This window comes from Streptomyces sp. NPDC001406 (genome assembly GCF_042895285.1).
Lineage (GTDB): Bacteria > Actinomycetota > Actinomycetes > Streptomycetales > Streptomycetaceae > Streptomyces.
The window spans coordinates 133,397-149,653 of sequence record NZ_JBIAWG010000001.1; the positions used below are offsets into that span (position 1 = coordinate 133,397).

Here is a 16,257-nt window from a genome sequence, read left to right on the forward strand (position 1 = left end):
TTCTTATTGACACCGACGCACACGGGGGTGTGACCGCATGGCCGCAGGAGGTTTCTGCAAGCTGCCGAACGGAACGGTGGTGGTGGCACTGAACCTGCCCCGTCCCACCGCCGACGGCTCCGGCAGCGTGCGCGTTCTCGTCCATGCCCACAACCGCGCCCGCGCCCTGACGCGACTGCGCAATCTGGGCATGCGCGCGGTCTACCTGCGGGGCAACGCAGCCCCGCCGACCCCGGACGAGATCACCGCGGTCCTGCACCACCCGGACGGCCTGATATGGCGCACGGCTCCCGACAACGGTGTCCCGGTACTAGAACTCGAACCGGTGACCGAGCTGTGGCGCCCGATCAGAGCCCTGCTGAGACGGCAGCCGACGGCGCAGACCTAGCACACGACGGGCTGGGGCCGCGAACGACGGGCCCGCGGGCTCAGACGACCGGCTTGCCCGACAGCTCCACGCCCGCCTCCCGCAGCTCCTCCAGGGCCCGCTCGGTCGTGCCCTCGGCCACCCCCGCGGTGAGGTCGAGCAGGACGTTCGTGCGGAACCCCTCCCGCACGGCGTCCAGCGCGGTGGCGCGTACGCAGTGGTCCGTGGCGATGCCGACCACGTCCACCTCGTCGATCTCCCGGGCCCGCAGCCAGTCGGCCAAGGGGACGCCGTTCTCGTCCACGCCCTCGAAACCGCTGTACGCGGCCGCGTACGCCCCCTTGTCGAAGACGGCCTCGACCGCGCCGGAGGCGACCGCCGGAGCGAAGTTCGGATGGAAGCCCACGCCCTCCGTCCCCGCGACGCAGTGCGCCGGCCAGGAGCGGACGTAGTCGGGGTTGTCGGCGAAGTGGCCGCCGGGCGCGATGTGGTGGTCGCGGGTGGCCACGACATGCCGGTAGCCGGCGGGGGCCTGCCCGATCAGCTCGGTGATCGCGGCGGCCACATCGGCACCCCCGGCCACCGCGAGGCTGCCCCCTTCACAGAAGTCGTTCTGCACGTCAACGACGATCAAGGCGCGGCGCATGGTCGGTGTCCTTCGACTGGGGTCCCCCGCTCGTGGAGCGAGGGGGAGAGTGAACTTACGAGCCTAGAGACTTCGGCGGCGGTGTGGGAGGGGGCACCTGCTCTAGCTACCCGAGTCCCCGTGCACGTACTCCGTCGGAAGGACGGGTTCCCCTCGGGACAGCTGGGTCGCGGACAGCGGAAGGTTGGCGCGGGCGGCCGTGTGCCGGTCGCGGACCACGTCCAGCGGCTCGCGGGCGACGACCTCGCCCCCCTTGACCAGCTCGACGAGCAGCTGCCGGTCGACCAGGTCGGCGGGCATCGGCCCGGTGCCGACGACCTCGGCCTCCGCCACCCCGTCCGCGTCCAGCCGCCGCGCGGCCCACTTGCGGCCGCCGATGGAGGTCTTGCCGCTGGTGGACTTCTTCGCCACCGGCACCAGCGGTGCCCCGGGGTCGGTGGACTCGGCGCGGGCGACCAGCTTGTAGACCATCGAGCAGGTCGGATGCCCGGAGCCGGTCACCAGCTGTGTACCGACGCCGTACGCGTCCACGGGCGCGGCGGCGAGCGAGGCGATGGCGTACTCGTCGAGGTCCGAGGTCACGACGATCTTGGTGCCGGTGGCGCCCAGCTCGTCCAGTTGCTGGCGCACCCGGTGCGCGACGAGGAGCAGGTCGCCGGAGTCGATGCGCACCGCGCCCAGCTCGGGTCCGGCCACCTCCACGGCCGTACGGACGGCTTCCGCGACGTCGTACGTGTCCACGAGCAGAGTGGTGCCCCGGCCCAGGGAGTCGACCTGGGCCCGGAAGGCGTCCCGCTCGCGGTCGTGCAGCAGGGTGAAGGCGTGCGCGGAGGTGCCGACGGTGGGAATGCCGTAGCGGAAGCCGGCCGCCAGGTCCGAGGTGCTCGCGAAGCCGCCGAGGTAGGCGGCCCGTGAGGCGGCGACGGCGGCCAGCTCGTGGGTGCGGCGGGCGCCCATCTCGATCAGCGGCCGGCTCCCGGCGGCCGAGGACATTCGGGAGGCGGCGGCCGCGATCGCGGAGTCGTGGTTGAGGATGGACAGGATCACGGTCTCCAGGAGCACGCACTCGGCGAAGGTGCCCTCCACCCGCATGATCGGCGAGCCCGGGAAGTACACCTCGCCCTCGGGGTAGCCCCAGATGTCACCGCTGAACCGGTAGCCGGCCAGCCACTCCAAGGTCTCCTCGTCGACGATCTGCCGCTCGCGCAGGAAGCCGAGGACGCCCGCGTCGAACCGGAAGTTCTCGACCGCGTCCAGGACGCGCCCGGTGCCCGCCACGACGCCGTAGCGGCGGCCCTCGGGCAGCCGCCGGGTGAAGGCCTCGAACACGCTGCGCCGTTCGGCGGTACCCGCCTTCAGGGCGGCCCGCAGCATTGTCAGCTCGTACTGGTCCGTGAAAAGCGCCGTTGAGGGAACGTCCACCGGCAGCCCAAGGTCCGCTGTGTTCATGGCAACCGATGGTACCCCCATTTCGTCAGTGTGACGATTTATGGTGTGCGTGGCAGCATGGGCCCTGTGACGTCACCCGCTCCCGTAGAGATCGAACGCACCGAATCGGCGGAAGAGACCTTCGCCGTACCCGAGCCCGACGTCCCCTGGGTCACGATCGTCCACAACGACCCGGTCAACCTCATGAGCTACGTGACCTATGTCTTCCAGGCGTATTTCGGGTACACGAAGGACAAGGCAACCAAGCTCATGCTCGACGTTCACCACAAGGGCCGGGCGGTCGTCTCCAGCGGCAGTCGCGAGGAGATGGAACGCGACGTGCAGGCGATGCACGGTTACGGCCTGTGGGCCACCCTCCAGCAGGACCGGAAGTAGCGAATCTCCTCCATGCCCGGAACCTTTGAACCGCTCCCCGGCGGCGGCGCGGCCGTCGCGCTCGACGATGTCGAGATCTCCATCATCCGGTCGCTTGCCGTCCAGCTCCTGGAGCTCATCGGCCCCGGCCCCGGCGAGGACGCCCCCGCGGACCCGCTCGCCGAACTGTTCGCCGAGGGCCCGAGCGAGCCGCCCGCCGACCCGGTGCTGCGCCGGCTCTTCCCGGACGCCTACTGCGACCCGGAGCTGGCCCCGGACTCGCCGAAGGACGCCGAGGAGCAGTGGGCCCACTCCGCGGAGTTCCGCCGCTACACCGAGAACGACCTGCGGGCCGGCAAGCGCGAGAGCGCGCTCGCGGTGATCGGCTCGCTGGACGCGCTCGCCCCGGTGGGGGAGGAGGGGGCGGTCCTCAAGCTCTCCCCCGAGGAGTCCCGGCAGTGGCTGGGCGCGCTCAACGACCTGCGTCTGGCGATCGGCTCCCGGCTGGAGATCACGGACGAGGACGACACCGATCTGCTCTACCGGCTCCCCGACGAGGACCCGCGCAAGCCGATGGTGATGGCGTATCTGTGGCTGGGTGGGCTCCAGGAGACTCTCGTCGCCACCCTTATGGCCTGATTCACACCGGTTTCGCGTTCGCTCAGAGGACGCTCAAATCCGGATAACGATCATGTCACCACTGCGGCCTGTTATGCGCCCTCTGGGTGCTCTTTGTCCGCTTCTTCCTGTGCGGTGCGCCACAGCGGGCACAGTTGATCATTGTTGCGGCCGTGATAAATCTTCACGACCGCCCGGCGAACACCACCCATGTTCGGCCGGGTGCGCCACCGAGCCGGCGACCGCCGGCCAGGCAACAGCTCCATCAATCCGGGGGGATCGAAACCCGATCCGAGGCCGACGAGAGGCCCGGGTCGGCATGGAGAAAGGCGCACACGACACATGACCTCCGCTCAGGTCGGCACGGAGAAGACCTCCGAAGAGGGGTACGAGCGCGGACTCGGCAGCCGTCAGGTCCAGATGATCGCCATCGGCGGCGCCATCGGCGTCGGCCTGTTCCTCAACGCAGGTGCGAACATCGCCAAAGCGGGGCCGAGCCTCATCCTGATGTACGCCCTCGCGGGCGTGATCATCTTCTTCATCATGAGGGCGCTCGGCGAGCTGCTCCTCTACCGCCCGGTCTCGGGCTCCTTCGCGGAGTACTCCCGCGAGTTCCTCGGCCCGTTCTTCGGCTACTTCACCGCCTGGACGTACTGGCTGATGTGGGTGGTCACCGGCATGGCGGAGCTGACCGCCGCGGCGATCTACATCCACTACTGGTTCCCGGCGATCCCCCAGTGGGTCTCCGCCCTGGTCTTCCTGGTCGTCCTCTTCGTGGCCAACCTGATCTCGGTGAAGGTGTTCGGCGAGATCGAGTTCTGGGCCTCGATGATCAAGGTCACCGCCCTGATCGGCATGATCGTGATCGGCCTGGGCGTCCTGACCTTCGGCTTCAGCGCAGCCGGCGACACGGCATCGGTCTCCAACCTCTGGCAGTTCGACGGCTTCTTCCCCAAGGGCATCGGCTCGTCCCTGATGACGCTCCAGGGCGTCATGTTCGCCTACCTCGCCGTCGAGCTGGTCGGTGTCACGGCAGGCGAGTCGGAGAACCCGGAGAAGACGCTCCCCAAGGCGATCAACACCCTGCCCTGGCGCATCGCCCTCTTCTACGTCGGCGCCCTCACGGTCATCCTGTGCGTGGTGAAGTGGACCGAGTTCGCGCCGGGCGTGAGTCCCTTCGTGAAGGCGTTCGCGATGATCGGCATCCCGGCGGGCGCGGGCATCGTCAACTTCGTCGTCCTGACCGCGGCTCTCTCCTCCTGCAACTCGGGCATGTACTCCACGGGCCGCATGCTGCGTACGCTCGCCGAGAACGGCGAGGCCCCGCGCGGCTTCTCCCGGCTGTCGGCCTCCAAGACCCCGGCCCTCGGCATCACGGTCTCCGTCGCCTTCATGGGCATCGGCGTGGTCCTCAACTACATCGTCCCGGAGAAGGCGTTCGGCTACGTCACCTCCGTCGCCACCGCGGCCGGCATCTGGACCTGGCTGATGATCCTGATCAGCCACGTGCTGTACCGCCGCGCGGTCGTCGCGGGCCGGCTGCCCGCCTCCGCCTTCCCGGCGCCGGGCGGCGCGGTGTGCAGCTGGATCGCCATCGTGTTCCTGCTCTTCGTCACGGGCCTGATCGCGTACGACGCCGACTCCCGCGTCTGCCTGTACGTGATGGCCGGCTGGGCCGCCGCCCTCGGTGTCGGCTGGGTCGTGCTCAAGGCCCGCAACCCGCAGGTCACCGAGCGCCGCGAGCCGGTGCTCGAAAAGGTCGGCTGACCTCACCGAAGGACGTCCCGTCGCAGGGAGCACTCGTGGTGCCCCCTGCGGCCGCCGCTCAGGACGTCCGGCATGTGGGCCGTCCCGTACCAGCCTTCGGTACGGGGCGGCCCTCTGCTTATCCTGACCGACATGCTGACCATCACCCAGGCCCTCCACGACCAGATCGTCGCGCACGCCCGCAAGGACCACCCCGACGAGGCGTGCGGCGTCGTCGCGGGTCCGGCGGGTTCGGACCGCCCCGAGCGCTTCGTCCCGATGCTGAACGCGGCCATGTCGCCCACCTTCTACGAGTTCGACTCGGGCGACCTGCTCAAGCTCTACCGAGAGCTGGACGACCGGGACGAGGAGCCGGTGGTGATCTACCACTCCCACACGGCGACCGAGGCGTACCCGTCCCGCACGGACATCTCCTACGCCAACGAGCCCGGCGCCCACTACGTGCTGGTCTCCACGGCGGACACCGACGGCCTCGGCGAGTTCCAGTTCCGCTCCTTCCGTATCCAGGACGGCGAGATCACCGAGGAGGAGGTCGAGGTCGTGGCGGCGTACTGAGGGGGGATCCCGCAGTTCGGTCAGAATTCATCCACGATGCGAGATCACACTCCAGGATCCGGACCGGGAATCGATACGATGAGCCCATGGTTCTCCACGACGTGAGCGAAAAGACGCCGGGCATGCTGCTCGTGGCGCGGCTGCACGTCGACCTGTGCAGGCTCGCCAGCGCCATCTGTTGACGCCGAACACTGCCGCCGTACGGCCGTGAGCCGCGGCGCTCTTGACCCGCGTACGAGTACGCCCCCCCCGCGCCGCCGCGCGCCCACCGACCTGACTACTTCCGACAGGAGCCCGCACCCATGGCCATCGAGGTCCGCATCCCCACCATCCTCCGCACGTACACCGACGGTCAGAAGGCGGTGGAGGGCAGTGGTGAGACCCTCGCCGAGCTGCTCGCCGACCTCGAGACCCGGCACGCGGGCATCCAGGCCCGCATCGTCGACGAAGGCAAGCTGCGCCGCTTCGTCAACGTCTACCTGAACGACGAGGACGTCCGCTTCCTCGACAACATCAACACCAAGCTGTCCGACGGTGACGCGGTGACGATCCTCCCCGCTGTCGCCGGCGGCATGGCCTGATCGGCCGCTGATCACTGATGCGCTACGACTCCCCGCTGGCCGCGGTGGGCAACACCCCTCTGGTGCGCCTGCCGCGGTTGTCGCCGTCCCCCGAGGTCCGGATCTGGGCCAAGCTGGAGGACCGCAACCCCACGGGCTCGGTCAAGGACCGTCCCGCGCTGCACATGATCGAGCAGGCGGAGAAGGACGGCCGTCTGACCCCCGGGTGCACCATCCTGGAGCCCACCTCCGGCAACACCGGCATCTCGCTGGCCATGGCGGCCAAACTCAAGGGCTACCGCATGGTGTGCGTGATGCCGGAGAACACCTCGCAGGAGCGCCGGGACCTGCTCGGCATGTGGGGCGCCGAGATCATCTCCTCGCCGGCCGCGGGCGGCTCCAACACCGCCGTGCGCGTGGCCAAGGAGCTGGCCGCCGAGCACCCCGACTGGGTGATGCTCTACCAGTACGGCAACCCGGACAACGCGGGCGCCCACTACGCGACGACCGGCCCGGAGATCCTCGCCGACCTGCCGTCGATCACCCACTTCGTGGCCGGCCTCGGCACCACCGGCACCCTGATGGGCGTCGGCCGCTATCTGCGCGAGCACAAGCCGGACGTGAAGATCGTCGCCGCCGAACCGCGCTACGACGACCTGGTCTACGGTCTGCGCAACCTCGACGAGGGCTTCGTACCGGAGCTCTACGACGCCTCCGTCCTCACCACCCGCTTCTCGGTCGGCTCGGCCGACGCGGTCACCCGCACCCGTGAACTCCTCCAGCAGGAGGGCATTTTCGCGGGCGTCTCGACGGGCGCCGCGCTGCACGCCGCGATCGGCGTCGGCAAGAAGGCCGTCAAGGCGGGCGAAAGCGCCGACATCGTCTTCATCGTGGCCGACGGTGGCTGGAAGTACCTCTCGACGGGCGTCTACACGGCCGCCACGACGGAGGAGGCCATCGAGACGCTCCAGGGTCAGCTCTGGGCATAGGGCTCATCAAGCAGCCGCCAGCCCCCTCTCATGAGGGGGCTAAACGCTGCCCACGGAGCGGCAAAGATCTTTCTGCGGTACTGCCAGGGTCCCCACGCCGGGGCTACGGTCCTCGCGCACTCCCCTGAGTGTCATGCTCATGGCTGCGCGGTTCCCGCCGCTACGCGCGTCACGGGCCTGCCCATCCAGTTCGACCCCACCGATGGAGGCAGTACCCCATGCGTGATTCACGCCCGAGCAGGCGCCGCCGAAGTCTGCGAAGACTCCTGGCTGTTGCCGTTCCCGCCCTGGCCCTGACCGTCGCCGGACTCGTCGCGGCACCGACGGCCGGGGCACAGACCCCCACCCACACCACTCGGGCCACCCAGAACGCGAAGGCCCTGACCGACCCCCACCGGCAGACCTTCCACACCACCGGCAAGGCCGGTCAGAAGGTGCCGACCAAGCACCTGTGCGCCACCGCGAAGCCGGGCCACGCGTCCTGCTTCGCCCAGCGCCGCACCGACATCAGGCAGCGTCTGGCCGCGGCCCTCGCCGCCGCACCCTCCGGCCTCAGCCCGGCCAACCTGCACAGCGCCTACAACCTGCCCTCGACCGGCGGTTCCGGCCTGACCGTCGCCGTCGTCGACGCCTACAACGACCCCAACGCCGAGTCGGACCTGGCCACTTACCGCTCGACGTACGGCCTGTCCGCCTGCACCAAGGCCAACGGCTGCTTCAAGCAGGTCAGCCAGACCGGTTCGACCACCTCGCTGCCCACGAACGACACCGGCTGGGCCGGTGAAGAGGCGCTCGACATCGACATGGTCAGCGCGGTCTGCCCCAACTGCAACATCATCCTGGTCGAGGCCAACTCCGCGAACGACACCGACCTCGGCACCGCCGAGAACGAGGCCGTCGCGCTCGGCGCCAAGTTCGTCTCCAACAGCTGGGGCGGCTCCGAATCCTCCTCCCAGACCAGCGAGGACACCCAGTACTTCAAGCACCCGGGCGTCGCGATCACCGTCTCCTCGGGTGACTCCGCCTACGGCGCCGAGTACCCGGCGACCTCCCAGTACGTGACCGCCGTCGGCGGCACCGCGCTGTCCACGTCGTCGAACTCGCGCGGCTGGACCGAGTCCGTCTGGAAGACCAGCTCCACCGAGGGCACCGGCTCCGGCTGCTCCGCCTACGACCCCAAGCCCAGCTGGCAGACCGACAGCGGCTGCTCCAAGCGCATGGAGGCCGACGTCTCCGCGGTCGCCGACCCGGCCACCGGCGTGGCGGTCTACGACACCTACGGCGGCTCCGGCTGGGCGGTCTACGGCGGCACCAGCGCCTCCGCCCCGATCGTCGCCGGCGTCTACGCCCTCGCGGGCACCCCGGGCTCCAGCGACTACCCGGCGAAGTACCCCTACTCCCACACCTCCAACCTGTACGACGTGACCAGCGGCAACAACGGCTCCTGCTCGACCTCGTACTTCTGCACCGCGGGCACCGGCTACGACGGCCCGACCGGCTGGGGCACCCCGAACGGCACCGCCGCCTTCACCTCCGGCTCCAGCAGCGGCAACACGGTGACCGTCACCAACCCCGGCAGCCAGTCGACCACCACCGGCGGCTCGGTCAGCCTGCAGATATCGGCGAGCGACAGCGCGGGCGCAAGCCTCACCTACAGCGCGTCCGGGCTGCCGACCGGCCTGTCCATCAACAGCTCGACGGGCCTGATCTCCGGTACGGCGTCCACCGCGGGGACGTACAGCGTGACCGTCACCGCGTCCGACTCCACCGGCGCCTCCGGCTCGGCGTCCTTCACCTGGACCGTCGGCTCCTCCGGCGGCACCTGCTCGTCCGCGCAGCTGCTCGGCAACCCGGGCTTCGAGTCGGGCAACACCACCTGGACCGCGAGCAGCGGTGTCATCACCAACGACACCGGTGAGGCGGCCCACGCCGGCTCCTACAAGGCATGGCTCGACGGCTACGGCTCCTCGCACACCGACACGCTCTCCCAGTCGGTGACGGTCCCGTCCGGCTGCAAGGCGTCCTTCACCTTCTATCTGCACGTCGACACCGCGGAGACCACCAGCAGCACCCAGTACGACAAGCTGACGGTGACCGCCGGTTCGACGACGCTGGCGACGTACTCGAACCTCAACGCCGCCTCCGGCTACGCCCAGAAGACGTTCGACCTGTCCTCGTTCGCGGGCTCGACGGTCACGATCAAGTTCAGCGGGGTCGAGGACTCCTCGCTGCAGACCAGCTTCGTCGTGGACGACACCGCCGTGACGACCAGCTGATCACGTTCCGCTGAGCGGGGGACCCCGGCCGTGCGAGTCGGCCGGGGTCCTTCCGGGATCCGCGGGCGCAGGTGGAACGTCACATCTGCATCAGGTCCGGTCCCGGCGGAAAGGCGGTCCCCCATGCGCCGTACGACGCTCCACCGCGCGACGGTCACCACCGTCGCGGCAGCGACGCTCCTCCTCATGGGCTGCGGCTCACAGGGCGGGGGAACGCCCGCGGGCAGCGGCGGCACGGTCTCACCGTCCCCGACCACGACGGCATCCCCGAGCGGCTCGCCGTCCCCCAGCGGGTCACCGTCCCCGACCGCGACCGCCTCGGACTGCGCGCGCCACTTCCAGCTCACCGCCGCCGACAACGGCCGCACCATCTGTATGCCGAAGGGCGGCCAGGTCCGGCTCACCCTGGACGGAACGCAGGAGCGGCCCTGGAAGCCGGTCACCGTGACCGGCGACACGCTGAAGGCCGCGAACCCGGGCATCGTCATCCTGCCGGGCGACGCCGTCGCCGCCTACGACGCGGTGGCCCCCGGAACCGCGAAGCTCTCCTCGTCCCGCCCGCTCTGCGCCGAAAGCCCGAGTCCGGGTCGGGTGTCCTGCAAGGGCATCGAGGAGTGGACGGTCACCGTCCAGGTGCGCTGAGGCCGACTTCAGCCCGCCAGATGCCGTACCTGGTCCCACAGGACCGGGTCGACCACGCCCACCCGGCGGCGGAAGTCCCACACCGGGACCTGGCGCAGTTCGTCGGTCTCCAGGAAGCTCGGGCGGCCGTGGGCGTCGCCGACGGATCCGGGCGGCAACGGGATGACCCCGGAGCGCTCGTCGTGGTACTTGCTGGTGATCTTCGCGACCGTCGCGCGCTTGCCGCGCACGGCGAGAACCAGACATGGCCGGTCCTTGGTGCCCGGACCGTTCTCGAACGGCACGTTCGCCCACCAGATGTCCCCGGGCCGCGGCCGCTCCGCACGGCCCCGGGGCCCTTCCGGACGACCCGGCGGCCGCTTCCTGCGTCCCTCCGGACGGTGTCCCCGTCCCCAGCCGTCGACGAGCGTGGCGACCAGCGCGAGCAGCACCACCGCCACCAGCGCAAGCCACCACGACGTGTCCATACGAACGACGTTACCGGCGTGCGATCCCCATTGCGCGCCCTCTCCAAAGCCCATTGCGCCCCGGGTCCAGCCGAACCGGTGACAGCACAGGTGAGTTCGCCCACAACGGCCCCTGGCGGAGGAGCGACCGGCCCTTTTGCGCCTTACGCTCAACGAACCGCACGACCCCCGTCTGCCCCTTTCCCGACTCTTTTCCCGCCAACGGAGGTTTCTGCTTCATGAAGCTCACCGTCGTCGGCTGCTCGGGGTCGTTCCCGTCCGCGGAATCGGCCTGTTCGAGCTACCTCGTCGAGGCCGACGGCTTCCGGCTGCTCCTCGACATGGGCAACGGCGCCCTGGGCGAGCTGCAGCGCCACTGCGGTCTTTACGACCTCGACGCGATCTTCCTGAGCCACCTGCACGCCGATCACTGCATCGACATGCTCGCGTACTTCGTGGCCCGCTACTACCGCCACGAGGGCGGCCGCTGCGACCCGATCCCCGTCTACGGACCCGAGGGTACGGAGCACCGGCTGACCACCGCCTACGCCGACACCCCCACCGCTTCGTCGATGAGCGAGGTCTTCGACTTCCACACGGTCAAGCCGTCGACGTTCGACATCGGCCCGTTCACGGTGCACACCGAGCGGGTCCGCCATCCCGTGGAGGCGTACGCCATCCGGATCGAGCACGGCGGGAGGTCGCTGACGTACTCCGGCGACACGGGTGTCACCGAGGTGCTCGACGCGCTGGCCCGGGACACCGACCTGTTCCTGTGCGAGGCCGCGTTCACGTACGGCAAGGAGAACATCCCCGACCTGCACCTCAACGGCCGCGAGGCGGGCGAGACGGCGACCCGGGCAGGCGCCCGCCGCCTGGTCCTCACCCACATCCCCCCGTGGACCGACCCCATGGTCAACCTCGCCGACGCCCGCGAGGTGTTCGACGGCCCGGTGGAACTGGCGGTCCCCAGGGTGACGTACCAGATCTGAACCCCCCACACGCGCACGAAGGCCCCGGAACCTGCTCGGTTCCGGGGCCTTCGTCATGTCGTACGGGGACTCACGCCTTCGTGAGGTCCTCGAGCTCCTCCTCGGGCTCGCGGCCCGGGGTGGGGAGGTTCCACTTGGTGATGGCGAAGCGGAAGACCGAGTAGTAGATGGCGGCGAAGACCAGGCCGATCGGGATGATCATCCACGGCTTGGTGGCCAGGCCCCAGTTGAGGAAGTAGTCGATCGCGCCGGCCGAGAAGCTGAAGCCGTGATGCACGCCCAGGGACCAGGTGACCGCCATCGAGAGGGCGGTGAGCAGCGCGTGGATGACGTAGAGCACCGGGGCGATGAACATGAACGCGAACTCGATCGGCTCGGTGATGCCGGTGACGAACGAGGTCAGCGCGAGCGAGACCATCATGCCGCCGACGGCCTTGCGGCGCTCGGGACGGGCGCAGTGGGTGATCGCCAGCGCGGCGGCCGGGAGGGCGAACATCATGATCGGGAAGAAGCCCGTCATGAACTGGCCGGCGGTCGGGTCGCCGTGGAAGAAGCGCGGCAGGTCACCGTGCCAGACGGTGCCGGAGGAGTCCTTGAAGGAGCCGATCTCCTGCCAGGCAACCGTGTTGACGAACTGGTGCATACCGACCGGCAGTAGCGCACGGTTGATGGCGCCGAAGATGCCCGCGCCGACGGCGCCGAGGCCGGTCATCCACTGGCCGAAGTCGGTGATGACGTTGCCGATGGGCTCCCAGACCAGACCGAAGACCACACCGACGCCGGTGCCGATGAAGGCCATCAGGATCGGGACCAGCCGGCGGCCGTTGAAGAAGCCCAGCCAGTCGGGGAGCTTGGTGCGGTGGAAGCGCTGCCAGGTGACCGCGGCTATCAGGCCCATCACGATGCCGCCGAGGACCTTGGGGTCGTTGTACGTGGCGGCGACGTCCGCGCCCTTGGTGATCTTCGCTTCGGTGATCGGGAACGCGGTCAGCACGTTCTTGTAGACCAGGAAGCCGACCAGCGCCGCCAGCGCCGTGGAGCCGTCGGCCTTCTTGGCGAAGCCGATGGCGATGCCCACGCAGAACAGCAGGGGCAGGTTGCTGAAGACGGCGTCGCCGGCGGTGGCGAACACCGCCGCGACCTTGTTCCAGCCGAGGCCGTCCTTGCCGAACACATCGGGCTGGCCCAGCCGGAGCAGAATGCCCGCCGCCGGAAGCACGGCGATCGGAAGCTGCAGACTGCGGCCGACCTTCTGCAGGCCCTGGAACAGACCTGATCCCCGCTTCTTTGCGGGAGCCGCCGAGGACGCGGTGGCGGTGCTCATGGTTCCTCCATCGGGTGGTGGTCTACACCACTCAGTGGTGTAGACCTGTTGTAGCACGATGAAGGTGAGATAAGGAACCCGCGATTCCCGTGATGGAGGAAGTGCGTTCGGTTACGCCTTGGTGGTGTCCTCGACCTGCTCCTCCGGCTCCCGTCCCGGTGTCTTCAGGTCGAAGGTCGTGATGGCGAAGCGGAAGACGACGTAGTACACCGCGGCGAAGCACAGGCCGAGCGGGATGATGGCCCACGGCTTGGTGGCCAGGTTCCAGTTGATGACGTAGTCGATGAGGCCCGCGGAGAAGCTGAAGCCGTCGTGCACCCCGAGCCCCCAGGTCACCGCCATCGAGGCACCGGTGAGCAGCGCGTGCACCACATACAGAAGGGGGGCCACGAAGAGGAACGAGTACTCGAGGGGCTCGGTGATACCGGTGACGAACGAGGTCAGCGCCACCGAGAGCATCAGTCCGCCGATCTCCTTGCGACGGTGCGGCTTGGCGCAGTGGGTGATCGCCAGCGCGGCGGCCGGCAGCGCGAACATCATGATGGGGAAGAAGCCCGAGGTGAACTGACCCGCGTTCGGGTCGCCCGCCAGGAACATGTTGATGTCGCCGTGCACGACCGTCCCGTCGGGCTTGGTGTAGCTCCCGAACTGGAACCAGATGGGCACGTTGAGGAACTGGTGCAGCCCCACGACCAGCAGCGCCCGGTTCGCCACACCGAAGACCCCCGCACCCCACGCGCCCAAGTTGCTCAGCCAGTTGCTGAAGCTCTCCAGCGCCCCGCCGATCGGCGGCCAGACCCACAGGCACAGCGCCGCGAACACGATGGCGGCGAACGCCATGATGATCGGCACCAGCCGGCGCCCGTTGAAGAAGCCCAGCCAGTCCACCAGTCGGGTGCGGTGGTAGCGGGCCCAGAAGAACGCTGCCATCAGACCCAGGACGATGCCCCCGAAGACCCCCGGGTTCTGAAAGGTGAAGGTCGACACCGTCCCGTCGGACACCTGGCAGCCGATGGAGACCGGCTTCGAGCCCTCCGGGCAGGGCTCGGGGAACTGGTGCAGCACCCCGTAGTAGACGAGAAAGCCCGCCACCGCCGCGAGCGCGGTCGAGCCGTCCGCCTTCTTCGCCATGCCGATGGCGACACCGACGCAGAACAGCAGCGGAAGACCGAGCGAGCCGTCGAGCAGCGCGCCGCCCGCGCCCATCATCACCTTCGAGACGGGGGTCCAGCCCAGACCGTCCTTGCCGAACACATCGGGCTGGCCGAGCCGGTTGAGGATGCCGGCGGCCGGCAGCACCGCGATGGGGAGCTGGAGACTGCGGCCCATCTTCTGCAGGCCCTGGAACAGGGTGTTCCAGCGGGCGCGGCCGGGGCTGACCGTGCCTTCGGCGCTGCTGTCGGCGCTCATGCGCGTCCTCCGGGCCGCTCGGCGAAGAGGCGGGTTTGGCGACCGTCCCCGGGGTGGTGTAGACCAGTTGGCGGACGGTTCCGCTGTCGTGAACGCCATCATTCGGGACGTACGACATGACCGCTCGCGAAGATGGGCCAACTGTAGGTTACTGCGACAAAGCGGTTCGGATCAGGGAGAAGGATCATGGCCACCAAGGCTGAGAAGATCGTCGCCGGGCTCGGCGGCATCGACAACATCGAGGAGATCGAGGGCTGCATCACCCGCCTGCGGACCGAGGTCTCCGACCCCTCGCTGGTCGACGACGCCGCCCTGAAGGCCGCCGGCGCCCACGGCGTCGTCAAGATGGGCACGGCCATCCAGGTCGTCATCGGCACCGACGCCGACCCGATCGCCGCGGAGATCGAAGACATGATGTGAGCCGCGCCGCTCACCTCGAAGGGGCTCTTTCCCATAGGGGGGAGGGGCCCCTTCCTCATGTGCGGCTAGGCTCGTCGCCATGTCTCGAATCGACGGCCGCACCCCCGATCAGCTCCGCCCGGTCACCATCGAACGTGGCTGGAGCAAGCACGCCGAGGGCTCCGTCCTCGTCTCCTTCGGCGACACCAAGGTCTTCTGCACCGCCTCGGTCACCGAAGGCGTCCCCCGCTGGCGCAAGGGCAGCGGCGAGGGCTGGGTCACCGCGGAGTACGCCATGCTGCCCCGCGCCACCAACACCCGCGGCGACCGCGAGTCGGTCAAGGGCCGGATCGGCGGCCGTACGCATGAGATCTCCCGCCTCATCGGCCGCTCCCTGCGGGCGGTCATCGACTACAAGGCGCTCGGCGAGAACACCATCGTCCTGGACTGCGACGTCCTCCAGGCCGACGGCGGAACCCGCACGGCGGCCATCACCGGCGCCTATGTGGCCCTGGCCGACGCGGTCACCTGGGCCCAGGGCAAGAAGCTGATCAAGGCCGGTCGCCAGCCGCTGACCGGCACGGTCTCCGCGGTCTCAGTCGGCATCGTCGGCGGGGTCCCCCTCCTCGACCTCTGCTACGACGAGGACGTGAAGGCCGAGACCGACATGAACGTCGTCTGCACCGGCGACGGCCGCTTCGTCGAGGTCCAGGGCACCGCCGAGGCCGAGCCCTTCGCCCGCGAGGAGCTCGACGCCCTGCTCGACCTGGCCGTGACGGGCTGCACGGAGCTCTCCCTCCTCCAGCGCGCGGCACTGGAAGCGACCCTGGAGACGAAGTAGACCCTGGGGAAGAAGCAGAACCAGCCCCTGGAGAAGAAGTAAAGGGAGCCTCAAAAGACGAGGCGGCGGACGGCAACCCGGTCGGCCTCCCCGGCGTCCCTATGGGTACGGGCGCACGGCACACCGCCGTGCGCTCGGCCGACGAGGGAGAGGGACCAACACCATGGGCGCGAGCCGACACCGACGTCGAGGCCGTATCACCGCCATCGCCGCCACCGTGGCCGCCGTAGCGCTCACCGCGGGCCTCACCACCGGCTGCGACGCCGTCAACAAGGCCCTGGACTGCGTCCAGACCGCCGACTCCATCGCGGACAGCGTGACCGACCTCCAGCAGGCGGTGGAGAACGCGGCCAACGATCCGACGCAGACCGACGAGTCCCTCGACTCGATCCAGAAGAACCTCGACAAGATCGGCGACAGGACGGACAACGCCGATGTCAACAAGGCGGTCGACGACCTCCGCAAGGCGGTCGACAACGTCCGTCGGGCGATCAAGAACGGCGACGAGACCCCGGACATCGGCCCGGTCACGGACGCGGCGGGCGAACTGACCAAGGTCTGCACCCCGTAGCGAGCTCCAGAGGCCACGCAGGGCAGGTCGTGGGGCCAGGGATACTGAACC

General features: G+C 69.2%; 19 protein-coding genes. 14 read left to right on the forward strand and 5 right to left on the reverse strand.

Annotated elements, in window-relative coordinates:
- Positions 1–37 precede the first annotated feature (37 nt).
- Positions 38–388, forward strand: coding sequence for a hypothetical protein (locus ACFY1J_RS00570; RefSeq protein ID WP_390706851.1), 351 nt, complete (start codon positions 38–40; stop codon positions 386–388).
- Between the two features lie 40 nt (positions 389–428).
- Here the strand turns inward: ACFY1J_RS00570 and ACFY1J_RS00575 are convergent, their stop codons facing one another.
- The gene (locus ACFY1J_RS00575) at positions 429–1,013 is read right to left on the reverse strand and encodes an isochorismatase family protein (protein WP_390706850.1); all 585 of its coding nucleotides are present in this window, start codon (positions 1,011–1,013) and stop codon (positions 429–431) included.
- A 102-nt stretch (positions 1,014–1,115) separates the two neighbouring features.
- Entirely contained in the window at positions 1,116–2,462 is a 1,347-nt protein-coding gene (locus tag ACFY1J_RS00580; RefSeq protein ID WP_390706849.1) for a nicotinate phosphoribosyltransferase, read from the reverse strand.
- A gap of 57 nt (positions 2,463–2,519) precedes the next feature.
- On the opposite strand from ACFY1J_RS00580, the gene clpS reads away from it, so the two are divergent.
- From clpS to ACFY1J_RS00625, 9 genes are all read left to right on the forward strand, one after another.
- Positions 2,520–2,837: an ATP-dependent Clp protease adapter ClpS gene (clpS, locus tag ACFY1J_RS00585; RefSeq protein ID WP_263216486.1), complete on the forward strand. Its 318-nt coding sequence runs from the start codon at positions 2,520–2,522 to the stop codon at positions 2,835–2,837.
- Positions 2,838–2,849: 12 nt separating this feature from the next.
- Positions 2,850–3,455, forward strand: a complete 606-nt coding sequence (locus ACFY1J_RS00590) for a DUF2017 domain-containing protein (protein ID WP_390730326.1) — start codon at positions 2,850–2,852, stop codon at positions 3,453–3,455.
- 321 nt (positions 3,456–3,776) lie between these two features.
- Positions 3,777–5,201, forward strand: coding sequence for an amino acid permease (locus ACFY1J_RS00595; protein WP_390730327.1), 1,425 nt, complete (start codon positions 3,777–3,779; stop codon positions 5,199–5,201).
- Between the two features lie 132 nt (positions 5,202–5,333).
- Complete coding sequence (locus tag ACFY1J_RS00600; protein ID WP_390730328.1) at positions 5,334–5,756, forward strand: Mov34/MPN/PAD-1 family protein; 423 nt, start codon at positions 5,334–5,336, stop codon at positions 5,754–5,756.
- A gap of 86 nt (positions 5,757–5,842) precedes the next feature.
- Positions 5,843–5,938, forward strand: a complete 96-nt coding sequence (locus tag ACFY1J_RS00605; protein WP_312025360.1) for a putative leader peptide — start codon at positions 5,843–5,845, stop codon at positions 5,936–5,938.
- 120 nt (positions 5,939–6,058) lie between these two features.
- Positions 6,059–6,337, forward strand: coding sequence for a MoaD/ThiS family protein (locus ACFY1J_RS00610; protein WP_363295417.1), 279 nt, complete (start codon positions 6,059–6,061; stop codon positions 6,335–6,337).
- A gap of 17 nt (positions 6,338–6,354) precedes the next feature.
- Positions 6,355–7,305, forward strand: coding sequence for a PLP-dependent cysteine synthase family protein (locus ACFY1J_RS00615; protein ID WP_384474164.1), 951 nt, complete (start codon positions 6,355–6,357; stop codon positions 7,303–7,305).
- Positions 7,306–7,523: 218 nt separating this feature from the next.
- Positions 7,524–9,581: a putative Ig domain-containing protein gene (locus tag ACFY1J_RS00620; RefSeq protein ID WP_390706845.1), complete on the forward strand. Its 2,058-nt coding sequence runs from the start codon at positions 7,524–7,526 to the stop codon at positions 9,579–9,581.
- Between the two features lie 123 nt (positions 9,582–9,704).
- The gene (locus tag ACFY1J_RS00625) at positions 9,705–10,223 is read left to right on the forward strand and encodes a hypothetical protein (RefSeq protein WP_390730329.1); all 519 of its coding nucleotides are present in this window, start codon (positions 9,705–9,707) and stop codon (positions 10,221–10,223) included.
- An 8-nt stretch (positions 10,224–10,231) separates the two neighbouring features.
- On the opposite strand, the gene ACFY1J_RS00630 is transcribed toward ACFY1J_RS00625, so the two are convergent.
- Entirely contained in the window at positions 10,232–10,690 is a 459-nt protein-coding gene (locus tag ACFY1J_RS00630; protein WP_316754062.1) for a type II toxin-antitoxin system PemK/MazF family toxin, read from the reverse strand.
- Between the two features lie 218 nt (positions 10,691–10,908).
- Here ACFY1J_RS00630 and ACFY1J_RS00635 point away from each other — a divergent pair, with 218 nt between their 5' ends.
- Complete coding sequence (locus tag ACFY1J_RS00635) at positions 10,909–11,661, forward strand: MBL fold metallo-hydrolase (protein ID WP_390730330.1); 753 nt, start codon at positions 10,909–10,911, stop codon at positions 11,659–11,661.
- A 70-nt stretch (positions 11,662–11,731) separates the two neighbouring features.
- Here ACFY1J_RS00635 and ACFY1J_RS00640 read toward each other — a convergent pair whose 3' ends face one another.
- Together ACFY1J_RS00640 and ACFY1J_RS00645 are read right to left on the reverse strand one after the other, a co-directional pair.
- A complete protein-coding gene (locus ACFY1J_RS00640; protein WP_390706841.1) occupies positions 11,732–12,985 on the reverse strand; it encodes a PTS transporter subunit EIIC in 1,254 nt (417 codons plus the stop codon).
- Positions 12,986–13,096: 111 nt separating this feature from the next.
- Positions 13,097–14,395 (reverse strand): PTS transporter subunit EIIC, encoded by a 1,299-nt coding sequence (locus tag ACFY1J_RS00645; RefSeq protein ID WP_390706840.1) that lies wholly within the window; start codon positions 14,393–14,395, stop codon positions 13,097–13,099.
- A 186-nt stretch (positions 14,396–14,581) separates the two neighbouring features.
- On the opposite strand from ACFY1J_RS00645, the gene ACFY1J_RS00650 reads away from it, so the two are divergent.
- The 3 genes from ACFY1J_RS00650 (at position 14,582) to ACFY1J_RS00660 (ending at position 16,206) form a co-directional block, all read left to right on the forward strand.
- Positions 14,582–14,815, forward strand: coding sequence for a glucose PTS transporter subunit EIIB (locus ACFY1J_RS00650; RefSeq protein WP_067243776.1), 234 nt, complete (start codon positions 14,582–14,584; stop codon positions 14,813–14,815).
- Between the two features lie 79 nt (positions 14,816–14,894).
- A complete protein-coding gene (gene rph / locus ACFY1J_RS00655; protein ID WP_390706839.1) occupies positions 14,895–15,635 on the forward strand; it encodes a ribonuclease PH in 741 nt (246 codons plus the stop codon).
- A gap of 163 nt (positions 15,636–15,798) precedes the next feature.
- Positions 15,799–16,206 (forward strand): hypothetical protein, encoded by a 408-nt coding sequence (locus ACFY1J_RS00660; protein ID WP_390706838.1) that lies wholly within the window; start codon positions 15,799–15,801, stop codon positions 16,204–16,206.
- The last annotated feature ends 51 nt before the right edge of the window (positions 16,207–16,257 follow it).